16 protein-coding genes are annotated in these 18,707 nt (G+C 72.5%); 8 read left to right on the top strand and 8 right to left on the bottom strand.

The annotated features are described in order from the left end of the window. The first annotated feature begins 39 nt into the window (after positions 1 to 39). Positions 40 to 528 carry a DUF3180 domain-containing protein gene (locus tag KME66_RS18880; protein WP_216323973.1) on the top strand — a complete coding sequence of 163 codons (489 nt, stop codon included), beginning with the start codon at positions 40 to 42 and terminating at the stop codon, positions 526 to 528. Between the two features lie 65 nt (positions 529 to 593). Here the strand turns inward: KME66_RS18880 and folE are convergent, their stop codons facing one another. The 6 genes from folE to dacB all read right to left on the bottom strand — a co-directional run bounded on the left by folE (position 594) and on the right by dacB (position 8,251). After that, positions 594 to 1,199, bottom strand: coding sequence for a GTP cyclohydrolase I FolE (gene folE / locus KME66_RS18875; RefSeq protein ID WP_073225819.1), 606 nt, complete (start codon positions 1,197 to 1,199; stop codon positions 594 to 596). 163 nt (positions 1,200 to 1,362) lie between these two features. Further along, positions 1,363 to 3,411, bottom strand: a complete 2,049-nt coding sequence (gene ftsH, locus KME66_RS18870; protein WP_073225821.1) for an ATP-dependent zinc metalloprotease FtsH — start codon at positions 3,409 to 3,411, stop codon at positions 1,363 to 1,365. 171 nt (positions 3,412 to 3,582) lie between these two features. Then, positions 3,583 to 4,122 (bottom strand): hypoxanthine phosphoribosyltransferase, encoded by a 540-nt coding sequence (gene hpt / locus KME66_RS18865; RefSeq protein ID WP_003968263.1) that lies wholly within the window; start codon positions 4,120 to 4,122, stop codon positions 3,583 to 3,585. A gap of 107 nt (positions 4,123 to 4,229) precedes the next feature. Next, positions 4,230 to 5,342 (bottom strand): tRNA lysidine(34) synthetase TilS, encoded by a 1,113-nt coding sequence (tilS, locus tag KME66_RS18860; protein ID WP_216323970.1) that lies wholly within the window; start codon positions 5,340 to 5,342, stop codon positions 4,230 to 4,232. A gap of 197 nt (positions 5,343 to 5,539) precedes the next feature. Beyond that, the gene (locus KME66_RS18855) at positions 5,540 to 6,673 is read right to left on the bottom strand and encodes a zinc-dependent metalloprotease (RefSeq protein ID WP_216323969.1); all 1,134 of its coding nucleotides are present in this window, start codon (positions 6,671 to 6,673) and stop codon (positions 5,540 to 5,542) included. A 102-nt stretch (positions 6,674 to 6,775) separates the two neighbouring features. Then, on the bottom strand, positions 6,776 to 8,251 hold the full coding sequence (dacB, locus tag KME66_RS18850) for a D-alanyl-D-alanine carboxypeptidase/D-alanyl-D-alanine-endopeptidase (protein ID WP_253208402.1): 1,476 nt from the start codon (positions 8,249 to 8,251) through the stop codon (positions 6,776 to 6,778). An 86-nt stretch (positions 8,252 to 8,337) separates the two neighbouring features. Here dacB and KME66_RS18845 point away from each other — a divergent pair, with 86 nt between their 5' ends. From KME66_RS18845 to KME66_RS18820, 6 genes are all read left to right on the top strand, one after another. Further along, the gene (locus KME66_RS18845) at positions 8,338 to 8,832 is read left to right on the top strand and encodes an inorganic diphosphatase (protein WP_003968257.1); all 495 of its coding nucleotides are present in this window, start codon (positions 8,338 to 8,340) and stop codon (positions 8,830 to 8,832) included. A 190-nt stretch (positions 8,833 to 9,022) separates the two neighbouring features. Then, positions 9,023 to 10,723: a threonine/serine exporter family protein gene (locus KME66_RS18840; RefSeq protein ID WP_073225834.1), complete on the top strand. Its 1,701-nt coding sequence runs from the start codon at positions 9,023 to 9,025 to the stop codon at positions 10,721 to 10,723. A gap of 129 nt (positions 10,724 to 10,852) precedes the next feature. Further along, on the top strand, positions 10,853 to 11,797 hold the full coding sequence (locus KME66_RS18835; protein WP_073225837.1) for a DUF368 domain-containing protein: 945 nt from the start codon (positions 10,853 to 10,855) through the stop codon (positions 11,795 to 11,797). 272 nt (positions 11,798 to 12,069) lie between these two features. Continuing rightward, positions 12,070 to 13,353, top strand: coding sequence for an ion channel protein (locus KME66_RS18830; RefSeq protein WP_216323966.1), 1,284 nt, complete (start codon positions 12,070 to 12,072; stop codon positions 13,351 to 13,353). Between the two features lie 128 nt (positions 13,354 to 13,481). Then, the gene (gene wrbA, locus KME66_RS18825) at positions 13,482 to 14,105 is read left to right on the top strand and encodes an NAD(P)H:quinone oxidoreductase (RefSeq protein WP_216323963.1); all 624 of its coding nucleotides are present in this window, start codon (positions 13,482 to 13,484) and stop codon (positions 14,103 to 14,105) included. 54 nt (positions 14,106 to 14,159) lie between these two features. Beyond that, positions 14,160 to 15,587, top strand: coding sequence for a glutamate decarboxylase (locus KME66_RS18820; protein ID WP_216323960.1), 1,428 nt, complete (start codon positions 14,160 to 14,162; stop codon positions 15,585 to 15,587). Between the two features lie 72 nt (positions 15,588 to 15,659). Here KME66_RS18820 and KME66_RS18815 read toward each other — a convergent pair whose 3' ends face one another. Further along, positions 15,660 to 16,301, bottom strand: coding sequence for a PadR family transcriptional regulator (locus KME66_RS18815; protein ID WP_216323957.1), 642 nt, complete (start codon positions 16,299 to 16,301; stop codon positions 15,660 to 15,662). A 15-nt stretch (positions 16,302 to 16,316) separates the two neighbouring features. Continuing rightward, positions 16,317 to 17,630, bottom strand: coding sequence for an MFS transporter (locus tag KME66_RS18810; RefSeq protein WP_253208401.1), 1,314 nt, complete (start codon positions 17,628 to 17,630; stop codon positions 16,317 to 16,319). A gap of 64 nt (positions 17,631 to 17,694) precedes the next feature. On the opposite strand from KME66_RS18810, the gene KME66_RS18805 reads away from it, so the two are divergent. Beyond that, on the top strand, positions 17,695 to 18,702 hold the full coding sequence (locus tag KME66_RS18805; protein ID WP_253208600.1) for a GlxA family transcriptional regulator: 1,008 nt from the start codon (positions 17,695 to 17,697) through the stop codon (positions 18,700 to 18,702). The last annotated feature ends 5 nt before the right edge of the window (positions 18,703 to 18,707 follow it).

The raw sequence follows: 18,707 nt of genomic DNA, 5'->3' as shown, positions 1-18,707 counted from the left end.
CCGGACCGGGTACAGGCGGCGCGAAGGGCGGCTCACGCGGTGAAGCAACTACGGCTCGGGGTACTGGCGGGCCTCTTCGCCGCCGCCGGTGTCCTCTCCTGGGGCGGGGCCCGCCTCTGGGACTCCCTCGGCACCCTGCCGAGCGTCCCGCTGGCCGCGTCGATCGTGCTCGCCGTGATCGCGGTGATCCTCCTCGCGACCGCCCTCTCCGTCCGCGCCCGCCTCCGTGCCCAGCGCGAACGCCGCCCCGGCGCCAAGGGCGTCGAGCCCCTGTTCGCGGCCCGCGCGGTCGTCTTCGGCCAGGCGAGCGCCCTGGTCGCGGCCCTGGTCTCCGGGATGTACGGCGGCACCGGGGTCTTCCTCCTGAGCTACCTCGACGTCCCGCCCCGCCGCGACCAGGCCATCTACGCGGGCGCGGCGGTGATCGCCGGCATCGGTGTCATCGCGGCGGCCTTCTTCCTGGAACGCGTCTGCCGCCTCCCGGAGGACGGCAACGACCACGACGGCACGGGCGCGGCGGCGGCGTAACGCCGACGAGGGCCCGGCAGGCGCGCTTGCGCGGCCTGCCGGGCCCTCGTGCGTCCCTCGGAGCGTCAGCTCGCCATGATGAGGCTCATCGCCTCGGCGCGGGTCGCCGGGTCGCGGAGCTGGCCGCGCACCGCGGACGTCAGGGTCTTCGCCCCCGGCTTGCGGATCCCGCGCATCGACATGCACATGTGCTCGCACTCGACGACGACGATGACTCCCCGCGGCTCCAGGATCGACATCAGGGACTCGGCGATCTGGGTGGTCATCCGCTCCTGGACCTGCGGGCGGCGGGCGTAGACGTCGACCAGCCGGGCCAGCTTGGACAGGCCGGTGATCTTGCCGGTAGAGGCGGGGATGTAGCCGACGTGGGCGACGCCCCTGAACGGCACCAGATGATGTTCACATGTCGAGAACACCTCAATGTCCTTGACCAGCACCATCTCGTCGTGACCCAGGTCGAACGTGGTCGTCAGGACATCCTCGGGCTGCTGGTACAGACCCGCGAATATCTCCTTGTACGCCCGCGCCACCCGCCCCGGCGTCTCCCGCAGACCCTCGCGGTCCGGGTCCTCCCCGACGGCGAGCAGCAGTTCGCGGACGGCCGCCTCGGCCCGCTTCTCGTCGAATACGCCGATCGAACCCTGGCCGTCCAGCGTCACCGGGTCGGTCATCTGTGCCTCGTTCCTCTGTGCTGTTCCGTGCGCGGGTTCGCGATCGGACATCGCGGGCATACGGAAAAGCCGCGCCCCCACAGGCTAAAACCTGGGGGGCGCGGCATCCATTCCGGGACCGGGTCGGCCCCCGTGACGGGGGTCTCACCGGAGCGGGCCGGGGCTAGCTCTCGGGACGGTCCTCGGGGATCGTCTCGGTGGACGGGGTGATGTCCTTCGTCAGGTCCGTCGGGGCGATCTCCGGCGTGCCCGACCCGTTGGCGCTGCCGTTGGTGAGGGCGAGCTCCTTGGGCGAGAGGACCGGGGGCCGCGTCGACGGGGTGCGCCGGGCGGATCCGGTCCAGGCCGGCCGGGCGGGGCGCTTGACGATGGGGGCGAAGATCTCGGCGATCTCGTCCTTGCCGAGCGTCTCCTTCTCCAGCAGTTCGAGCACCAGGGCGTCGAGGATGTCGCGGTTCTCGACGAGGATCTCCCACGCGTCGTTGTGGGCGGTCTCGATGAGCTTCTTGACCTCCTCGTCGACCAGGGCCGCGACCTCTTCCGAGTAGTCGCGCTGGTGGCCCATCTCGCGGCCCAGGAAGGGCTCCGAGTTGTCGCCGCCGAACTTGATCGCGCCGAGACGCTCCGTCATGCCGTACTGCGTGACCATCGCGCGGGCCGTCGCCGTGGCCTTCTCGATGTCGTTCGCCGCACCGGTGGTCGGGTCGTGGAAGACCAGCTCCTCGGCCGCGCGCCCGCCCAGCATGTACGCCAGCTGGTCGAGCATCTCGTTGCGGGTCGTGGAGTACTTGTCCTCCTCCGGGAGCACCATCGTGTAACCGAGGGCGCGGCCGCGCGAGAGGATCGTGATCTTGTGGACCGGGTCCGACTGGGGTGAGGCCGCCGCGACCAGGGCGTGTCCGCCCTCGTGATACGCGGTGATCTTCTTCTCCTTCTCGGACATGATCCGGGTCCGCTTCTGCGGGCCCGCCACGACACGGTCGATCGCCTCGTCGAGGCTCTCGTTGTCGATGAGCTTCTTGTCGCTGCGCGCCGTCAGGAGCGCCGCTTCGTTGAGCACGTTCGACAGGTCGGCACCGGTGAAGCCGGGCGTGCGCCGGGCGACGGCGCCGAGGTCGACGCCCTCCGCGACGGGCTTGCCCTTCTGATGCACCTTGAGGATCTCCAGGCGGCCCTGCATGTCGGGGCGGTCGACCGCGATCTGCCGGTCGAAGCGGCCCGGACGCAGGAGCGCAGGGTCGAGGATGTCGGGGCGGTTGGTGGCGGCGATCAGGATGACGCCGCCCTTCACGTCGAACCCGTCCATCTCGACGAGCAGCTGGTTGAGCGTCTGCTCGCGCTCGTCGTGACCGCCGCCCATGCCGGCGCCGCGGTGGCGGCCGACGGCGTCGATCTCGTCGACGAAGACGATCGCCGGGGCGTTCGCCTTGGCCTGCTCGAAGAGGTCGCGCACCCGGGAGGCGCCGACACCGACGAACATCTCGACGAAGTCGGAACCGGAGATCGAGTAGAACGGGACGCCCGCCTCGCCGGCGACGGCGCGGGCGAGCAGCGTCTTGCCCGTACCGGGCGGACCGTAGAGCAGGACGCCCTTGGGGATCTTGGCGCCGACGGCCTGGAACTTCGCCGGCTCCTGGAGGAACTCCTTGATCTCGTGGAGCTCCTCGACGGCCTCGTCGGACCCCGCCACGTCGGCGAAGGTCGTCTTGGGCGTGTCCTTGGTGATCAGCTTGGCCTTGGACTTGCCGAACTGCATGACCTTGGAACCGCCGCCCTGCATCTGGTTCATCAGAAACAGGAAGACGACGACGATGAGGACGAAGGGCAGCAGCGAGAGGAGGATCGAGACGAACGGGGACTGCTTCGACGGCGAGATGGTGTAACCCTTCTCGACCTCACCCGCCTCGAACTTCTGCTGGAGCGTGTCGGCGAGCTCGACGCCCTGGTTGCCGATGTAGCTCGCCTGGAACTTGCTGCCGGACTCGCCCGGCAGCTTCTGGCCGTCCTTCAGCTCGACCTTGAGGATTTGTTCGTCACCGGTGGTCAGCTTGGCCTGCTCCACCTGGTTCTTACTGATCGCCTGGACCACCTTGGCGGTGTCCACCGTCTTGTAGCCGCCCGACGAGCCGACGACCTGCATCAACACGACCACGGCGAGGACGGCCAGCACGATCCACATGACCGGCCCACGGAAGTATCGCTTCACGTCCATCCACACGGAGCGAAGACGCCCCGTCCCTCCTGCCCGTAGGTAAATGCTGCTGTTTGAAAAGAGTGTTCTTCGGACGGTACCTCAGCATGGGCACCCGCGACCGCTGGGTGCAGCGGAGAAACCTGCTTTCGAAGCTCCAACGGCCCGGAGGCGGTGAGGGTTCCCCGGGGGTCAGCCGCCGTAGACGTGCGGGGCCAGCGTGCCGACGAAGGGGAGGTTGCGGTACTTCTCCGCGTAGTCCAGCCCGTAGCCGACGACGAACTCGTTGGGGATGTCGAACCCGATCCACTTCACGTCGATCGCGACCTTCGCCGCGTCCGGCTTGCGGAGCAGGGTGCAGACCTCCAGCGAGGCCGGCTCCCGGGAGCCCAGGTTGGACAGCAGCCAGGACAGCGTCAGCCCGGAGTCGATGATGTCCTCGACGATCAGGACGTGCTTGCCCTTGATGTCGGTGTCGAGGTCCTTGAGGATCCGCACGACGCCGGAGGACTGGGTGCCCGCCCCGTACGAGGAGACGGCCATCCAGTCCATCGTGACGGGGGTGGACAGCGCGCGCGCCAGGTCCGCCATGACCATCACCGCGCCCTTGAGGACGCCGACGATCAGCAGGTCCTTGCCCGCGTACTCCGCGTCGATCTTCGCGGCCAGCTCGACGAGCTTCGCGTCGATCTCTTCCTTGGTGAGGAGCACCGACTGAAGGTCGGTACCCATGTCCTTCTCGTTCACCCACGTCTCTTTCTGTGCTGCCGACGGCCCGGCCCGCCGGTCCGGGGTGCCCGGGCCGGCGGCGGTTCGTCTGCACTTCAGCCGCTCGCGCGTCAGCTCTGCCGAATGACCAGTCTGCCACCCTGCCGCAGCGCCTCGACGCGGCCGGGCAGGTTGATGGCCCGCTGGCCGCGCCAGCCGGTGATCAGCCGGTCGACTTCTTCGAGGTGCCGGGCGAAGAGGGAGCCGGCGGGCGCGCCGGCCTCGATCAGGGCGCGGCGCAGCACCCGGCGGCGTACCGCGGGGGGCAGGGCGTACAGCGCGGCGCACTCCAGACGGCCGGCCTCGTCGCGTACGGACAGCTCGGCCTCGGCGGCCCAGGTGTCCAGCGCGTCGGCGTCGTCGCGGGAGAGCTGGGCGGTGCGGGCGAGAGCTTCGACGACGCCTTTGCCGAGCGCCTTCTCCAGGGCGGGCAGCCCTTCGTGGCGGAGCCGGGAGCGGGTGTAGGCGGGGTCGATGTTGTGCGGGTCGTCCCAGACGGGGATCGACTGGACCAGGCAGGCCTTGCGGACGGTCTGCCGGTCGAGCTGGAGGAAGGGGCGGCGGTAGCGGCCGGCCGGCCCGGAGGCGGCTGCCATGCCGGAGAGCGAGCGGATGCCGGAGCCGCGGGCGAGGCCGAGGAGGACCGTCTCGGCCTGGTCGTCGCGGGTGTGGCCGAGCAGGACGGCGGCGGCGCCGTGGCGTTCGGCGGCGGCGTCCAGCGCGGCGTAGCGGGCGTCGCGGGCGGCGGCCTCGGGGCCGCCCTCGCGTCCGACGTGCACGGCGACGGCCTCGACGGGGTCGAGGTCCATGGCGGCGAGCCGGGTGACGACCTCGGCGGCGCGGAGCCCGGAGCCCGGCTGGAGGTTGTGGTCGACGGTGACGCCCCCGGCCCGGACGTCGAGTTTGCGGGCTTCGAAGGCGAGCGCGGAGGCGAGCGCCATGGAGTCGGCGCCGCCGGAGCAGGCGACCAGGACGAGCGGGGTGCGGGGCCGTTCGGGGAGGGCGGTGCGGGAGCCGCCCGCGGCGCCGGCCTCGGCACAGGGGGAGCCGGCGGCGTGCGCGGGGCGCCTGGCCGCTTCGGCGGGCCGGTCGGGGCCGGCGTTCCGCCGGCAGTCGGTGATGACGTCGTGGAGTACGCGGCGGACCGCCAGGCGTATCGCCGCGACCGCAGGATGGGGACCCATGTCCGGTGCCCTTCGTGGAGTTCGGGAGGAGCGTCGAGCGCCGGAACGCGTGAGTCCCGTCACTCAGAGTGCGTCGATGGTGACAGAGTCAGGCTGTTCATCGAGCATTGCACGCCTTCCCGGGCCTCCATGGTCCCTCGGATGGGTGATTGGGGGGCGAATATCGGTCCGGCGGGGCGGTCCGTGGGCCAGGAGGGTCAGGATTCGGCCTTGCGGTGCACGCGGGCGACCCAGTCGGCGGGCCGGGCGATCTCGGCCTTGGTGGGGAGGGTGTTGGGCGAGGTCCACACGCGGTTGAAGCCGTCCATGCCGACCTCGTCGACGACCGACGTCACGAACTTCTCGCCGTCCTTGTACTGGCGGAGCTTGGCGTCGAGGCCGAGGAGCTTGCGCAGGGCCTGGTCGAGGCGGCCGGCGCCCTGGGCGCGGCGGCGCTGGAACTTCTCGCGGATCTCGGAGACGGAGCCCACGACGTCGGGGCCGACGCCGTCCATGACGTAGTCGGCGTGTCCTTCGAGGAGGGACATGACGGCCGTGAGGCGGCCGAGGACCTCGCGCTGGGCGGGGGTCTGGACGATGTCGACAAGGCTGCGGCCGTCGCTCTCGCCCCGTTCGCCCTCGGGGCGGCCGCCGGAGAGGGACTGGGCGGCCTCGCGGAGGCGTTCCAGGAAGGTCGCCGGGTCGACGTCGGTCTCGTCGAGGAACGTCTGGATCTCGCCCCGGAGGTGGTCGCGGAGCCAGGGCACGCCGGTGAACTGGGTCCGGTGGGTCTCCTCGTGGAGGGCGACCCAGAGCCGGAAGTCGTGGGGGTCGACGTCCAGCTCGCGTTCGACGTGGACGATGTTGGGAGCGACGAGGAGGAGCCGGCCGCCGCCGTTCGCGGAGGCGGGCAGTTCCCTGGTGGCGGGGGCGAACGTCTCGTACTGGCCGAGCACCCGGGAGGCGAGGAACGACAGCAGCATGCCCAGCTCGACGCCGGTGACCTTGCCGCCGACCGCGCCGAGGACGGCGCCGCCGGGCCCGCCGGAGCGGCGGCTCTCCATCTTGGCGAGCAGGGGATGGAGGAGTTCGCGGAAGCCGGCGACGTTGGCCCTGATCCAGCCGGGGCGGTCGACGACGAGGACGGGGGTGTCCTCGGGTTCGGCGCCCTCGGGGATCATCCGGGTGAAGAGGCGTACGTGCTCCTCGGAGGCCTTGGCGTGCCGCCGGAGCTCCGCGACGACGGCGCGGGCCTCCTCGCGGCTGATGTCGGGTCCGGGCCGCACGAGCCGGGTCGCGGTCGCCACCGCGAGATTCCAGTCGACCATCTGGGCACCACCGATGCTCGTCATGCGTCAACCGTACGTGAGCCCGTCGTCCCTTGGTGGGGTCTTGCCGGCCGGGTCCGGCCGGCGGGGCGCCCCGCGCACCGCTCTTCGGGCGCGGCCCCGGCCTCAGCCGCCTGTGCCGGCGAGTGCGGTGGCCAGGGCGTCGAGGGCGGGTTCGGCCTCGGCCGCGTGGCGGCTGCCGGAAGCGAGGAAGGCGAAGGCGAGCAGCCGGCCCCGGCGGTCCACGACGGTGCCTGCGAGGGAGTTCACGCCCCTGAGCGTGCCGGTCTTGGCGCGGATCAGTCCGGTGCCGTCGGCGTCGGGCGCGTAGCGGCCGCCGAGGGTGCCGCTGAAGCCGGCGACCGGGAGGCCGGTGAGGACGGGGCGGAGTCCGGGGCGGTCGGGGTCGGCGACCCGGGCGAGGAGCGCGGTGAGGAGGGCGGGGGTGACCCGGTCCTCGCGGTCCAGGCCGCTGCCGTCGGCGAAGCGGGCGCCCGCGACCGGGAGCTCCAGCTTCTTCAGCTCGTTGGTGACGGCGCGGCGGGCCCCGGCGAACGAGGCGCTCTCCCCCTTGGCGATGGCGGTCTGCCGGGCGAGGGCCTCGGCGAGGTCGTTGTCGCTGTTGGTGAGGGTGCGTTCGACGAGGGCGGAGAGCGGGGCCGAGCGGTGGGTGGCGACGGTGCGGGCCTCGTCGGCCGCGCGGGCCTCGCCGGGGGCGCCGGTGACCTCGACGCCCGCCTTCCTCAGCGCCGCGGCGAAGGTGCGGGCGGCGTCGCCCGCGGGGTCGTCGGTGCGCGGGGCGGGGCCCCGGTCCGTGTCGTCGGCGCGGCCCTCGTCGACCATCAGGGCGGTGACGGGTGCGAGGTTCTCGTTGGGGCCGATCGGGTGGAGTACGGGGCCGGCGTAGCGGGAGACGTCGTACCTGAGCCGAACGGAGTCCCGGTCCTCCTCGCGCAGGGCGTCGGCGGTGTCGGCGGCCATCGCGCGCAGGGCCGCCCTGCTGAGGGTGGGGTCGCCGCCGCCGACGAGGGTGAGGGTGCGGGAGTCGGGGGACAGCACGGCGGTGGTCGCGATGCGGTGGTCGGGCCCGAGGACCGAGAGGGCCGCGGTGGCGGTGGCGATCTTGATCGTGGAGGCCGGGGTCATCGGGGTGGTGGCCCCCCGCCCGTACAGCTGCTCGCCGGTGGCGGTGTCGACGACGGACGCGGCGACCTTGTCCCCCAGTTCGGGCGCGCCGATGAGCGGGGCGAGGGTGTCGCGGAGTGCGGCGGGGTCCCGGGGGGCGTCACGGGTGGTGGTGCCGAGGGCGGGCAGGACGGCCGGGGCGCTGGGGGCCGGGCGGGGGCCGTCGGGCGTGGGGCGCCCGTGATGTGCGCCACCTGTGCGGTCACCGGCGGCTGCCAGCGCCCGCTCGGCCTTACGCTGACCGTTGTCCCAGGGGCCGGCGGCGAGGACGGCGCCGGCGGCGACGACCAGGCCGAGCGCTGCGGAGCCTGCGATCACCTGCCAGGTGTACGCACCGCTGCGCTTCCTCGTCAGGATCTTCGGCCCGCCCCGCGGGTCCGAGGGGCGCATCGACGGTTCTTCCACCTGTTCGGTCACCGCTGACCAGCCCCTTTCGCGAGCACACTTCTGCGTGGGGGACACTTAACCACCAGTCGTATGTGTTGATCATGGAGGAGCCACCCGTGGAGTTCGACGTCACCATCGAGATCCCGAAGGGTTCGCGGAACAAGTACGAGGTGGACCACGAGACCGGTCGGATCCGCCTGGACCGTCGACTCTTCACCTCGACCAGCTACCCGGCCGACTACGGCTTCGTCGAGAACACCCTCGGCGAGGACGGCGACCCGCTGGACGCGCTGGTCATCCTGGACGAGCCGACCTTCCCCGGTTGCCTCATCAAGTGCCGCGCCATCGGCATGTTCCGGATGACCGACGAGGCGGGCGGCGACGACAAGCTGCTCTGCGTCCCGGCGTCGGACCCGCGCGTGGAGCACCTGCGCGACATCCACCACGTGTCGGAGTTCGACCGCCTGGAGATCCAGCACTTCTTCGAGGTCTACAAGGACCTGGAGCCGGGCAAGTCCGTCGAGGGCGCGGACTGGGTCGGCCGCGCCGAGGCGGAGGCCGAGATCGAGGCCTCCTACAAGCGTCTTGAGGCGCAGGGCGGCGCGCACTGACGTCCCTCTTCCGGTTCCGTTTGTGAGCCGGACGGCCGTCTGCGAACGGGCGGTACACCTTCACGGGTGTGCCGCCCGTTCCGCTGCCCGCAGTTCCGCGCGTGCGGGGCCATGCCGGTGGCCATACTGGGCAGACGTGCGGCGGGGCCACCCCCCATGACGTGCAGTCGAGCAGGAACGAGGTCGAGCGGTGGCGGAATCGGGCGGTCCTGAGGACCAGAAGCCCCAGTCCGACGAGGCGCGGAGCGCTTTCGCTCCGCCTGCCGGGACGATGTATCCGGTGTCACCGCCCGAGGAGGACCATCCGACGTCGGAGTTCGCGATCCCGACCGGGGTGCAGCCGGAGCCGCACGTTCCGGCCGGGTCGGGCGGCGGCTCCGGGGGCGGGCCGAACTCCGACACGCTGAGTTCCGCTTTCACCCCGCCCAGCACGTACCGGGCCCAGCAGTCGCCGCCCGCCTTCACTCCGGCGCAGGGCATTCCGATGGTCAAGCTGACCAAGGAGGCGCCCTGGCAGGACCGGATGCGCACGATGCTGCGGATGCCGGTGACGGAGCGTCCGGCGGCGGAGTCGAGCCAGCGCACCGACGACGACACCGGTCCGGCCGTGCCGCGTGTGCTCGACCTGACCCTGCGTATCGGGGAGCTGCTGCTGGCGGGCGGCGAGGGCGCCGAGGACGTCGAGGCGGCGATGTTCGCGGTGACCCGGTCCTACGGCCTGGACCGCAGCGAGCCGACGGTCACGTTCACCCTGCTGTCGATCTCGCACCAGCCGTCGCTGGTCGACGACCCGGTGACGGCGAGCCGTACCGTACGCCGCCGGGGCACCGACTACACGCGTCTGGCGGCGGTGTTCCGGCTGGTCGACGACATCACCAGCACGGACACCGAGGTGTCGCTGGAGGAGGCCTACCGGCGGCTCGCGGAGATCCGCCGTAACCGCCACCCCTACCCGGGCTGGGTGTTGACGGCGGCCGCCGGGCTGCTGGCCGGTTCGGCCTCCGTGCTGGTCGGCGGTGGGCTGCTGGTGTTCGCCGTGGCGGCGGCGGGCGCGATGCTCGGCGACCGGCTGGCGTGGCTGTGCGCCGGGCGCGGGCTGCCGGAGTTCTACCAGTTCACCGTGGCCGCGATGCCGCCGGCCGCGATGGGGGTGGCGCTGACGCTGACCCACTCGACGGACATCCGTCCCTCCGCGGTGATCACCGGTGGGCTGTTCGCGCTGCTGCCGGGGCGGGCGCTGGTGGCAGGGGTGCAGGACGGGCTGACCGGTTACTACATCACCGCCTCGGCCCGGCTGCTCGAAGTCATGTACTTCTTCATCGGGATCGTCGTGGGCGTGCTGATCGTGCTGTACCTGGGGCTGCAGCTGGGGGCGCAGCTCAATCCCGATGCCCGGTTCACGCCGTACAACGAGCCGGTGGTCCAGATCCTGGCGTCGATGGCGCTGAGCCTGGCCTTCGCCGTACTGCTCCAGCAGGAGCGGTCGACGGTGCTGGCGGTCACCCTGAACGGCGGCGTCGCCTGGATCATCTTCGGGGCGATGGCCCGGACCGGGGACATCTCGCCGGTCGCGGCGACGGCGGTGGCGGCCGGGCTGGTCGGCCTGTTCGGCCAGCTGTTCTCGCGCTACCAGTTCCACTCCTCGCTGCCGTACATCACGGCGGCGATCGGGCCGCTGCTGCCCGGTTCGGCGACGTACTTCGGTCTGCTGGGCGTGGCGCAGAACGAGCTGGACACCGGGCTCACCTCGCTGTCGACGGCGGTCGCGACGGCGCTGGCCATCGCGATCGGGGTGAACCTGGGGAGCGAGATCTCCCGGCTGTTCATGGGGATGCCGGGCGCGATCGGCGGGGCGAGCCGCCGGGCGGCGAAGCGGACCAGGGGGTTCTGAGGGGAGGGCGGCGGCCGGCGCCCCTCCCTCGTACGGCCCCCGCGGCGCGCCGCCTAGGATGGTCGCCTGCTCCCCTCAACGGCCGGAAGCCGCACCATGGCAGAGAGCCGACAGTCGAAACAGGAGATCATGGCGAAGCCATCCGGCCACCACATCTTCAACGCCTTCCGCGGCGCTCTCATCGGCACCGCGGAGGCCGTCCCCGGCGTCAGCGGCGGCACCGTCGCCCTGATCACCGGCGTGTACGAGAAGCTCATCGGCGGCGCCGGTCACCTCACCAGCGCGCTGCGGATGGCCGCGTCCGACCTGCCGCGCGGCCGCGGGTCCGCGCGCGCCAGGGAGGAGCTGAGGAACGTCGACTGGGCGGTCCTGCTTCCCCTGCTGGTGGGCATGGCGGCGGCCCTGGTGCTCGCGGCGAAACTGATCGCGCCGCTGGTGGAGGAGCACCCCCAGTCCGCCTACGCCCTGTTCTCCGGGCTGGTGCTGGCCTCTCTCTGGGTGCCGTACTCCGGCTCCGGGAGGCGCTGGACCGTCGGGAACTACGTGCTCTGCGCGGTCGTCGCGGCGGGCGCCTTCACCCTGACGGGGCTGCCGCCGGGCGAGATGCCCACCCACCCGGTGATCGTGGCGCTGTCCGGCTCGATCGCGATCTGCGCGCTGGTGCTGCCCGGGATCTCCGGCTCGTTCCTGCTGCTGACCATGGGGCTGTACGAGCCGACGATCGACGCCGTCAACGAGCGCGACCTGGGCTATCTCGCCGCCTTCGCGCTGGGCTGTGTCGTGGGGCTCGCACTCTTCGTGAAGCTGCTGAAGTGGCTGCTGGAGAACCACCACCACATGACGCTGGTCGTGATGACCGGCCTGATGGCCGGTTCGCTGCGCGCGCTGTGGCCCTGGCAGGACGACGACCGCGGGCTGCTGGCGCCCAGCGGCTCGGTCGGCCTGAGTCTGGCCCTGTTCGCGCTCGGCGCCGCCGTGGTCGTCGGCGTTCTCGTGGTGGAGCACCGCTCGCAGCGCAAGCAGGCGGAGGAGTCCGCCGCCGCGCCGAAGCGCGGCCGGCACGCCCGTACGTGACCTCGGGCGAGGGCCCGGTCTCCTGAGCGGTGCGCGCGGCGGCGGGGAGCGGCACGGTCCGACGGCGGTTGATCGGTGCGCGCGGCAGCGGGGAGCGGCACGGTCCGACGGCGGTTGATCGGTGCGCGCGGCAGCGGGGAGCGGCACGGTCCGACGGCGGTGGGAGCGGCTTGCCGCGGTGCGCCGCCGCCCGGACCGCCGCTGACCGCAACCCGGGCCGCCATTGGGGTGTTATGCCCGTTTAGTCGCCATGGTGAATCTATGGTGAGCCGGTGGCCGACCCCGAACCCCCCGCTCCCCCGCAGCCTCCCGCCGCCCCCGCCCGGCGGCTGCTGGCGCTCGTGCTGCCCGCGATCGCGGTCGGCGTCGCCTGCGCGCTGATCCTGCTCGGGGTGAGCCTGCTGGCGGAGCAGCTCCAGGACGTGCTGTGGGAGTCCCTGCCCGACGCGCTCGGGGTCGGGGGGTTCTCCTCGCTCTGGATGGTCGTGATGCTCACCGCGACCGGCCTCGCGGTCGGGCTCGTCCTGCGGGCCGCGCCCGGTCACGGCGGTCCCGATCCGGCCACCACCGGGCTGGTCGACGCCCCGATGCGGCTCGGCATCGTGCCGGGGCTGCTCCTGGTGACCGTCCTGGCACTGGCGGGCGGGGTGAGCCTCGGACCGGAGAACCCGATCACCGCCGCCAACATCGCCCTGGCCTTCTGGCTCGGCCGGCGGTTCGCCCCCGGCGCACCGGGCGAGGTGTGGGTGGCGCTCGCGGCGGCCGGGACGATCGGGGCCCTCTTCGGCACGCCGATCGCCGCCGCGCTGATCCTCTCCGAGGTGCTGGCCGCGCAGCCGGGCCCCGGGGCGTTCTGGGACCGCCTGTTCGCGCCGCTCGCGGCCGGGACGGCGGGCGCGCTGACCATGTCGCTGATCGCGGAGCCGAGCTTCGACCTGGCCCTCCCCGCGTACGCCGGACCGCACTGGGGCGACCTGCTCGCCGCCCTGCTGATCGCCTCGGCGGGCGCGCTCCTCGGCCTGCTCGCGGTGTACGCGTTCCCGGTGGCGCACCGGGTCTTCGCGGCACTGCGGCATCCGGTGCTCGCGCTGGCGGCGGGCGGTCTCGTGCTGGGGCTGCTGGGCGCGCTGGGCGGCCATCTCACGCTGTTCAAGGGGCTCGACGAGGTGAAGACGCTGGCCGGTGACCCGGACGGGTGGTCGGCCGGGGAGTTCGCGGGGATGGCGGTGGTGAAGATGGCCGCCCTCGCGATCGCCGCCACCTGCGGGTTCCGGGGCGGCCGGATCTTCCCGGCGGTCTTCGCGGGGGTGTCGCTCGGGCTGTGCGCCCATGCGCTGGTCGACGCGGTCCCGCCGTCGCTCGCGGTGTCCTGCGCGGTGCTGGGCCTGCTGCTCGCCGTCACCCGGCAGGGCTGGGTGAGCCTGTTCACCGCGGCGGTGCTGGTCAGCGACGCGTCCGTGCTGCCGCTGCTGTGTGCGGCGACACTGCCCGCGTGGCTGCTGGTCACGGGGCGGGCCCAGATGCAGCTGGACGCGGAGGGGAAGTCGCTGCGCTGAGCGGGCGGCGTGCGCGGTCACGGGGAAGGCCCCGTCCGGCGCGCCGGACGCCCTGAACCTCCGTATCGTCTGGTTCGTGCGCTTTTGCGCCGCCCTGTACCGATTCCGGTTCGACGGAGGTTCCCCGCATGCCCACGCCCGTCAACGTCGCCGTCGTCTACTACTCCTCGACCGGCACCGTCGCCACGATCGCGAAGGCGATGGCCGAGGACGCCGAACGGGCCGGGGCGCAGGTGCGGCTGCGCCGGGCGGCGGAGCTGGCCCCGCAGGCGGCGATCGACTCCAACCCGGCGTGGGCGGAGAACGCGCGGGCGACCGCGGACATCCCCGAGGTCTCGCCGGACGACATGGTCTGGGCGGACGCGGTGATCTTCGGCTCGCCGACCCGGTACGGGAACATCACCGCCCAGCTGAAGCAGTTCATCGACACGCTCGGCGGGCTGTGGCAGTCGGGGCAGCTCGCCGACAAGGTCTACAGCGGCTTCACCTCCACGGCCACCGCCCACGGCGGCCAGGAGTCCACGCTGCTCGCGCTGTACAACACGATCCACCACTTCGGCGGCATCCTCGTCACCCCCGGGTACACCGACCCCACGAAGTTCGTCGACGGCAACCCGTACGGCACCTCGCACATCGCCGGGCAGGGCGACCTCCCGGTCGGCGAGCAGACCCTCACCGCCACCCGCGTGCAGGCCGAGCGGGTCGTGAAGTTCACCCGGGCGATCAAGGCGGGCCTGGCCGCCGGGAACTGACCCCGCACACGGACGCGTACCGACCCCGCCGGCCGAGAGAAGGGCTTGCCCACCATGGCGTTGCACCGCGGTGCCCACCCGGAACAGGACGAACCCTCCGAGGAGCGGCGCAGGCTGGCGCTGAATCCGTTCTTCGGCGAGGCGGACCCGACGGCCGCGATGAACACCGCGCCGCCCCGGCACCGGCTGCCCGACGGGCCGATGCCGCCGCCGACGGCGTACCGGCTGGTCCACGACGAGCTGATGCTCGACGGCAACTCCCGGCTCAATCTGGCCACGTTCGTCACCACGTGGATGGAGCCGCAGGCCGGCGTCCTGATGGGTGAGTGCCGGGACAAGAACATGATCGACAAGGACGAGTACCCGCGTACCGCCGAGTTGGAGCGGCGCTGTGTGGCGATGCTCGCCGACCTGTGGAACGCACCCGACCCGGCGGCGGCCGTGGGGTGTTCGACCACCGGGTCGAGCGAGGCGTGCATGCTCGCGGGGCTCGCCCTGAAGCGGCGCTGGGCGAAGCGGAACGCGGACCGCTATCCGGCGACGGCGCGGCCCAATCTGGTGATGGGCGTCAACGTGCAGGTCTGCTGGGAGAAGTTCTGCACCTTCTGGGAGGTGGAGGCCCGGCAGGTCCCGATGGAGGGCGGGCGCTTCCACCTCGACCCGCAGGCCGCCGCCGAGCTGTGCGACGAGAACACCATCGGGGTCGTGGGCATCCTCGGTTCCACCTTCGACGGGTCCTACGAGCCGATCGCCGACCTCTGCGCGGCCCTGGACGCCCTCCAGGAGCGCACCGGACTGAACATCCCGGTCCATGTGGACGGGGCGTCCGGCGCGATGGTGGCGCCCTTCCTCGACCCGGAGCTGGTGTGGGACTTCCGGCTGCCGAGGGTGGCGTCGATCAACACCTCGGGCCACAAGTACGGCCTGGTCTATCCGGGGGTCGGCTGGGCCCTGTGGCGTACGTCGGACGAGCTGCCGGAGGAGCTGGTCTTCCGGGTCAACTACCTGGGCGGCGACATGCCGACCTTCGCGCTGAACTTCTCCCGGCCCGGGGCGCAGGTGGTCGCGCAGTACTACACGTTCCTGCGCCTCGGGCGCGACGGCTACCGGGCGGTCCAGCAGGCCTCCCGGGACGTGGCCTGCTCGCTGGCCCGCGCGGTGGAGGACCTCGGCGACTTCCGACTCCTCACCCGGGGCGATGAGTTGCCGGTGTTCGCCTTCACGACGACCGCGGACGTCCACGCGTACGACGTCTTCGACGTGTCGCGCCGGCTGCGGGAGCGCGGCTGGCTGGTGCCCGCGTACACCTTCCCCGCCAACCGGCAGGACCTGTCGGTGCTGCGGGTGGTGTGCCGCAACGGCTTCTCCTCCGACCTGGCCGAGCTGCTGGTCGAGGACCTGAGGCTGGCCCTGCCCGAACTGCGGGCGCAGAAGCATCCGGTGAGCCATGACCGGACGGCCGCGACGGGGTTCCACCACTGAGGCGGCGGCCCGCCGCCACCGGCCGAGCCGCGCGAACATGACGCACTCCGGTCCGGCCCGCCTCAGACGTGATCAGTCGAGATCCCCGGGGTCGGGCACCCCGGTCGCGTAGGGGTTCTCCTCGCCCTCGGCGAGCACGCCGACGAACGGTTCGCCCTCGCCCGCGAAGGTGTACGCGCCGCCCTCGATGCGGGCGATCAGCCCCCGGGTCCACTCCGCGCCGCTGTCCGCCGAGTGCACCCACAGGTTCATGATCTCGCCGATGTGGCCGAGGGATTCGGGCCCTTCCGCGGGGGTGTAGTACTCGGTGACCGCGTCCCGCCACTCCCGGATGCCCTCGATCCGCTCCTTGAGCAGCGCGACCGCCTCCTCGCGGGGCAGGTCCACGATGAAGCCGACCGCCGCCGAGAGGACGTCCAGGTTCCGGTCGTAGGAGCGGACGGCGTCCCGCAGCAGGGTGCGGTACTCGTCGAGGCCCTCGTCCGTGACCTCGTACTCGGTGCGCGGCGGGCCGCCGGCCGTGGACGGGGCCGTCTCGTGCGCGAGGAGCAGTCCCTGCTTCGCCATCTGCTTCAGGGCGTGGTAGATCGACCCGGGCTTGGCGTTGGACCACTCGTGCGCGCCCCAGTACTCCAGGTCGTTGCGCACCTGGTAGCCGTGCGCGCGGCCGTGCATGCGCACCGCGCCGAGGACCAGCAGCCGGATCGCGGACATGGCACTCCTTCGTATTCAACTTTGACTAGGGTAGCCCCGCCCGCTTGCGTCCGGGCGGCAGGTGTGCCCTCGCATCCGGACGGCGGGGGCCAGCAGGGCCGCGACCAGGCATCCCGCCGCCAGCGCGGCCCACACCACGTCGTACGTGCCGAACGCGTCCCGGGCGGTGGCACCGAGGAACGCCGAGGCGCCCGCGCCCAGTTGGTGGGCGGCGTTCGTCCAGCCGAAGACGACGGGCCCGTCCTCCCCGTACACCCGGCGGGCCAGTTCGATGACGGGCGGCACGGTCGCGACGTCGACGAGTCCGTAGACCGCCGTGAACAGGAGCATCGGCACGGTGACCGTCGAGGCGAACACCAGGGGCAGGGCGAGGAGGGTGAGCGCGCGGACGGCGAAGCAGACGGTGAGCACGCGGCGCGGGTCGAACCGGTCGGTCAGCCAGCCGGCCGGCAGCGCGCCGAGGGCGGAGAAGATCCCGATCAGGGACAGCAGCGAGGCCGCCGCCGTGGCCCGCATGCCGTGATCGTGCGCGGCGGGCGCCCAGTTGGACCACATGATGCCGTTGGTGGACGCCCCGCAGAGCGCGAACACCCCGGCCAGCAGCCAGAACGGGCCGGTGCGCGCCGCCCCCAGGAGCACCTTCAGCGTGCCCACCGCCGCTCCGGCGGCCGGGGCCGGCTTCGGTACGAACTCCGTTGCCCCGTACGGCTTCACGCCGGCCTCGGCCGGGTGGTCGCGCAGCAGCAGGAACACCAGGGCGGCCACCGCCAGGGCCACCAGCGCCAGCGTCACCACCGGCGGACGCCAGCCGTGGTGGTCGACGGACCGGGCGAGGAGAGGGAGGAACAACAGCTGGCCCAGGTGGCTCGCGGAGCTGAGCGCGCCCGTCACCAGCGAGCGCCGCCGGTCGAACCAGCGGGCGGTGAGCCCGGCGGCGAACGTCATGGTCAGGCAGCCGCTGCCGAGGCCGATCAGCACACCCCAGTACGCGACCAGCTGCCAGGGCCGCGTCATCACCCCGGTCAGCAGTGCCCCGGACGCGACCAGCAGCAGTGCCCCCACGACCACCCGGCGGGCCCCGATCCGGTCCATCAGCGCCGCCGCGAACGGGGCGGTGAGGCCGAAGAGCACCATGTTCACCGAGGCGGCGAGCGCGATCTGCCCGCGCTCCCAGCCGTACTCCTGGTGCAGCGGCGTCACCAGCAGGCCGGGCACGGTGGTGAACGCGCCCGCCGTGACGATGGCCGCGCCCGCGACGGCGGCCATCAGCCATGCGCGGTGGATTCGGGCGGGCGGGGTCGTGGTCGAAGTCGAGGTCGATGAGGCCATGGAGTCAGCGTCGCGAGCGGGCCCCGCCCTCACGAGTGTCCCGATGGACCAGGTGCGCAAGGATATGGCCATGACGGTCTTCACCCGCCCCGGCCGGCACCGCGTCGCCGTGCTCGCCCGCGCGGTCCTGCTCCCCATCGAGCTGGGCATCGTCCACCAGCTCTTCGGCCAGGCCCGGCAGGGGGCGTCGGCCGACGGCGAGCCGTTGTACGAGGTCGCCACCTGCTCCCCCGCACCCGGCGACGTGCGGACGGACGGCGATTTCACCGTGGCCGTCGCGCACGGGCCCGAGGCGCTGGCCGAGGCCGACACGGTGATCGTCCTGTCGTCGTACGAGGACTACGTCCAGGAGACGCCCGCGCTACCGGCCCCGCTGGCGGAGGCACTCGCGCTGATCCGGCCCGGGGTCCGGGTGGCGTCGATCTGCACCGGTGCGTTCGTGCTGGCCTCGGCCGGGCTCCTCGACGGGCACACGGCCACCACGCACTGGCGGTACACGGAGCTGTTCGCCCGGCTCTTCCCCCGCGTCGGGCTGGACCCGGACGTGCTCTACACCGACGGGGGGTCCGTCCTGACCTCGGCGGGGTGTGCCGCCGGGATCGACCTGTGCCTGCACATGATCCGGTGCGACCACGGGACGGCCGTCGCGAACGACGTGGCCCGGCGCACGGTGGTGCCGCCCCACCGCGAGGGCGGCCAGGTGCAGTACATCCGGCGGCCGGTGCCCGGGCAGTCGGCCCCGGGGACCTCGGCCGCCCGCGACTGGGCGCTGCGGCGGCTCCAGGACCCGATCACGCTGGGGCAGCTGGCGGCCCGCGAGTCGATGAGCGTGCGGCATTTCACCCGGCGGTTCCGGGACGAGGTCGGCCTGACGCCCATGGCCTGGCTGACCCGGCAACGCATCGAACTGGCACGGGAGTTGCTGGAGGAGTCGGACACGCCCGTGGAGCAGGTGGCCGCGCGCACCGGGCTCGGTACGGCGGCCAATCTGCGCCGGCACTTCCATGCGGCGCTGGGCGTCTCGCCGAGCGCCTACCGCACCACGTTCCGAGGACCCGCGCCTCTTCCGTGACGTAG

The sequence above is a fragment of the Streptomyces sp. YPW6 genome (genome assembly GCF_018866325.1).
Classification (GTDB): domain Bacteria; phylum Actinomycetota; class Actinomycetes; order Streptomycetales; family Streptomycetaceae; genus Streptomyces.
This window is presented reverse-complemented; position numbering and strand designations above follow the sequence as displayed.

Bases quoted from the DNA above. Each gene is read 5' to 3' on its own strand.
- folE (WP_073225819.1), bottom strand. From the start codon at position 1,199: ATGACCGACCCGGTGACGCTGGACGGCCAGGGTTCGATCGGCGTATTC.
- ftsH (WP_073225821.1), bottom strand. From the start codon at position 3,411: ATGGACGTGAAGCGATACTTCCGTGGGCCGGTCATGTGGATCGTGCTG.
- hpt (WP_003968263.1), bottom strand. From the start codon at position 4,122: ATGGGTACCGACCTTCAGTCGGTGCTCCTCACCAAGGAAGAGATCGAC.
- tilS (WP_216323970.1), bottom strand. From the start codon at position 5,342: ATGGGTCCCCATCCTGCGGTCGCGGCGATACGCCTGGCGGTCCGCCGC.
- KME66_RS18855 (WP_216323969.1), bottom strand. From the start codon at position 6,673: ATGACGAGCATCGGTGGTGCCCAGATGGTCGACTGGAATCTCGCGGTG.
- KME66_RS18835 (WP_073225837.1), top strand. From the start codon at position 10,853: ATGGCGAAGCCATCCGGCCACCACATCTTCAACGCCTTCCGCGGCGCT.
- wrbA (WP_216323963.1), top strand. From the start codon at position 13,482: ATGCCCACGCCCGTCAACGTCGCCGTCGTCTACTACTCCTCGACCGGC.
- KME66_RS18820 (WP_216323960.1), top strand. From the start codon at position 14,160: ATGGCGTTGCACCGCGGTGCCCACCCGGAACAGGACGAACCCTCCGAG.
- KME66_RS18815 (WP_216323957.1), bottom strand. From the start codon at position 16,301: ATGTCCGCGATCCGGCTGCTGGTCCTCGGCGCGGTGCGCATGCACGGC.
- KME66_RS18810 (WP_253208401.1), bottom strand. From the start codon at position 17,630: ATGGCCTCATCGACCTCGACTTCGACCACGACCCCGCCCGCCCGAATC.
- KME66_RS18805 (WP_253208600.1), top strand. From the start codon at position 17,695: ATGGCCATGACGGTCTTCACCCGCCCCGGCCGGCACCGCGTCGCCGTG.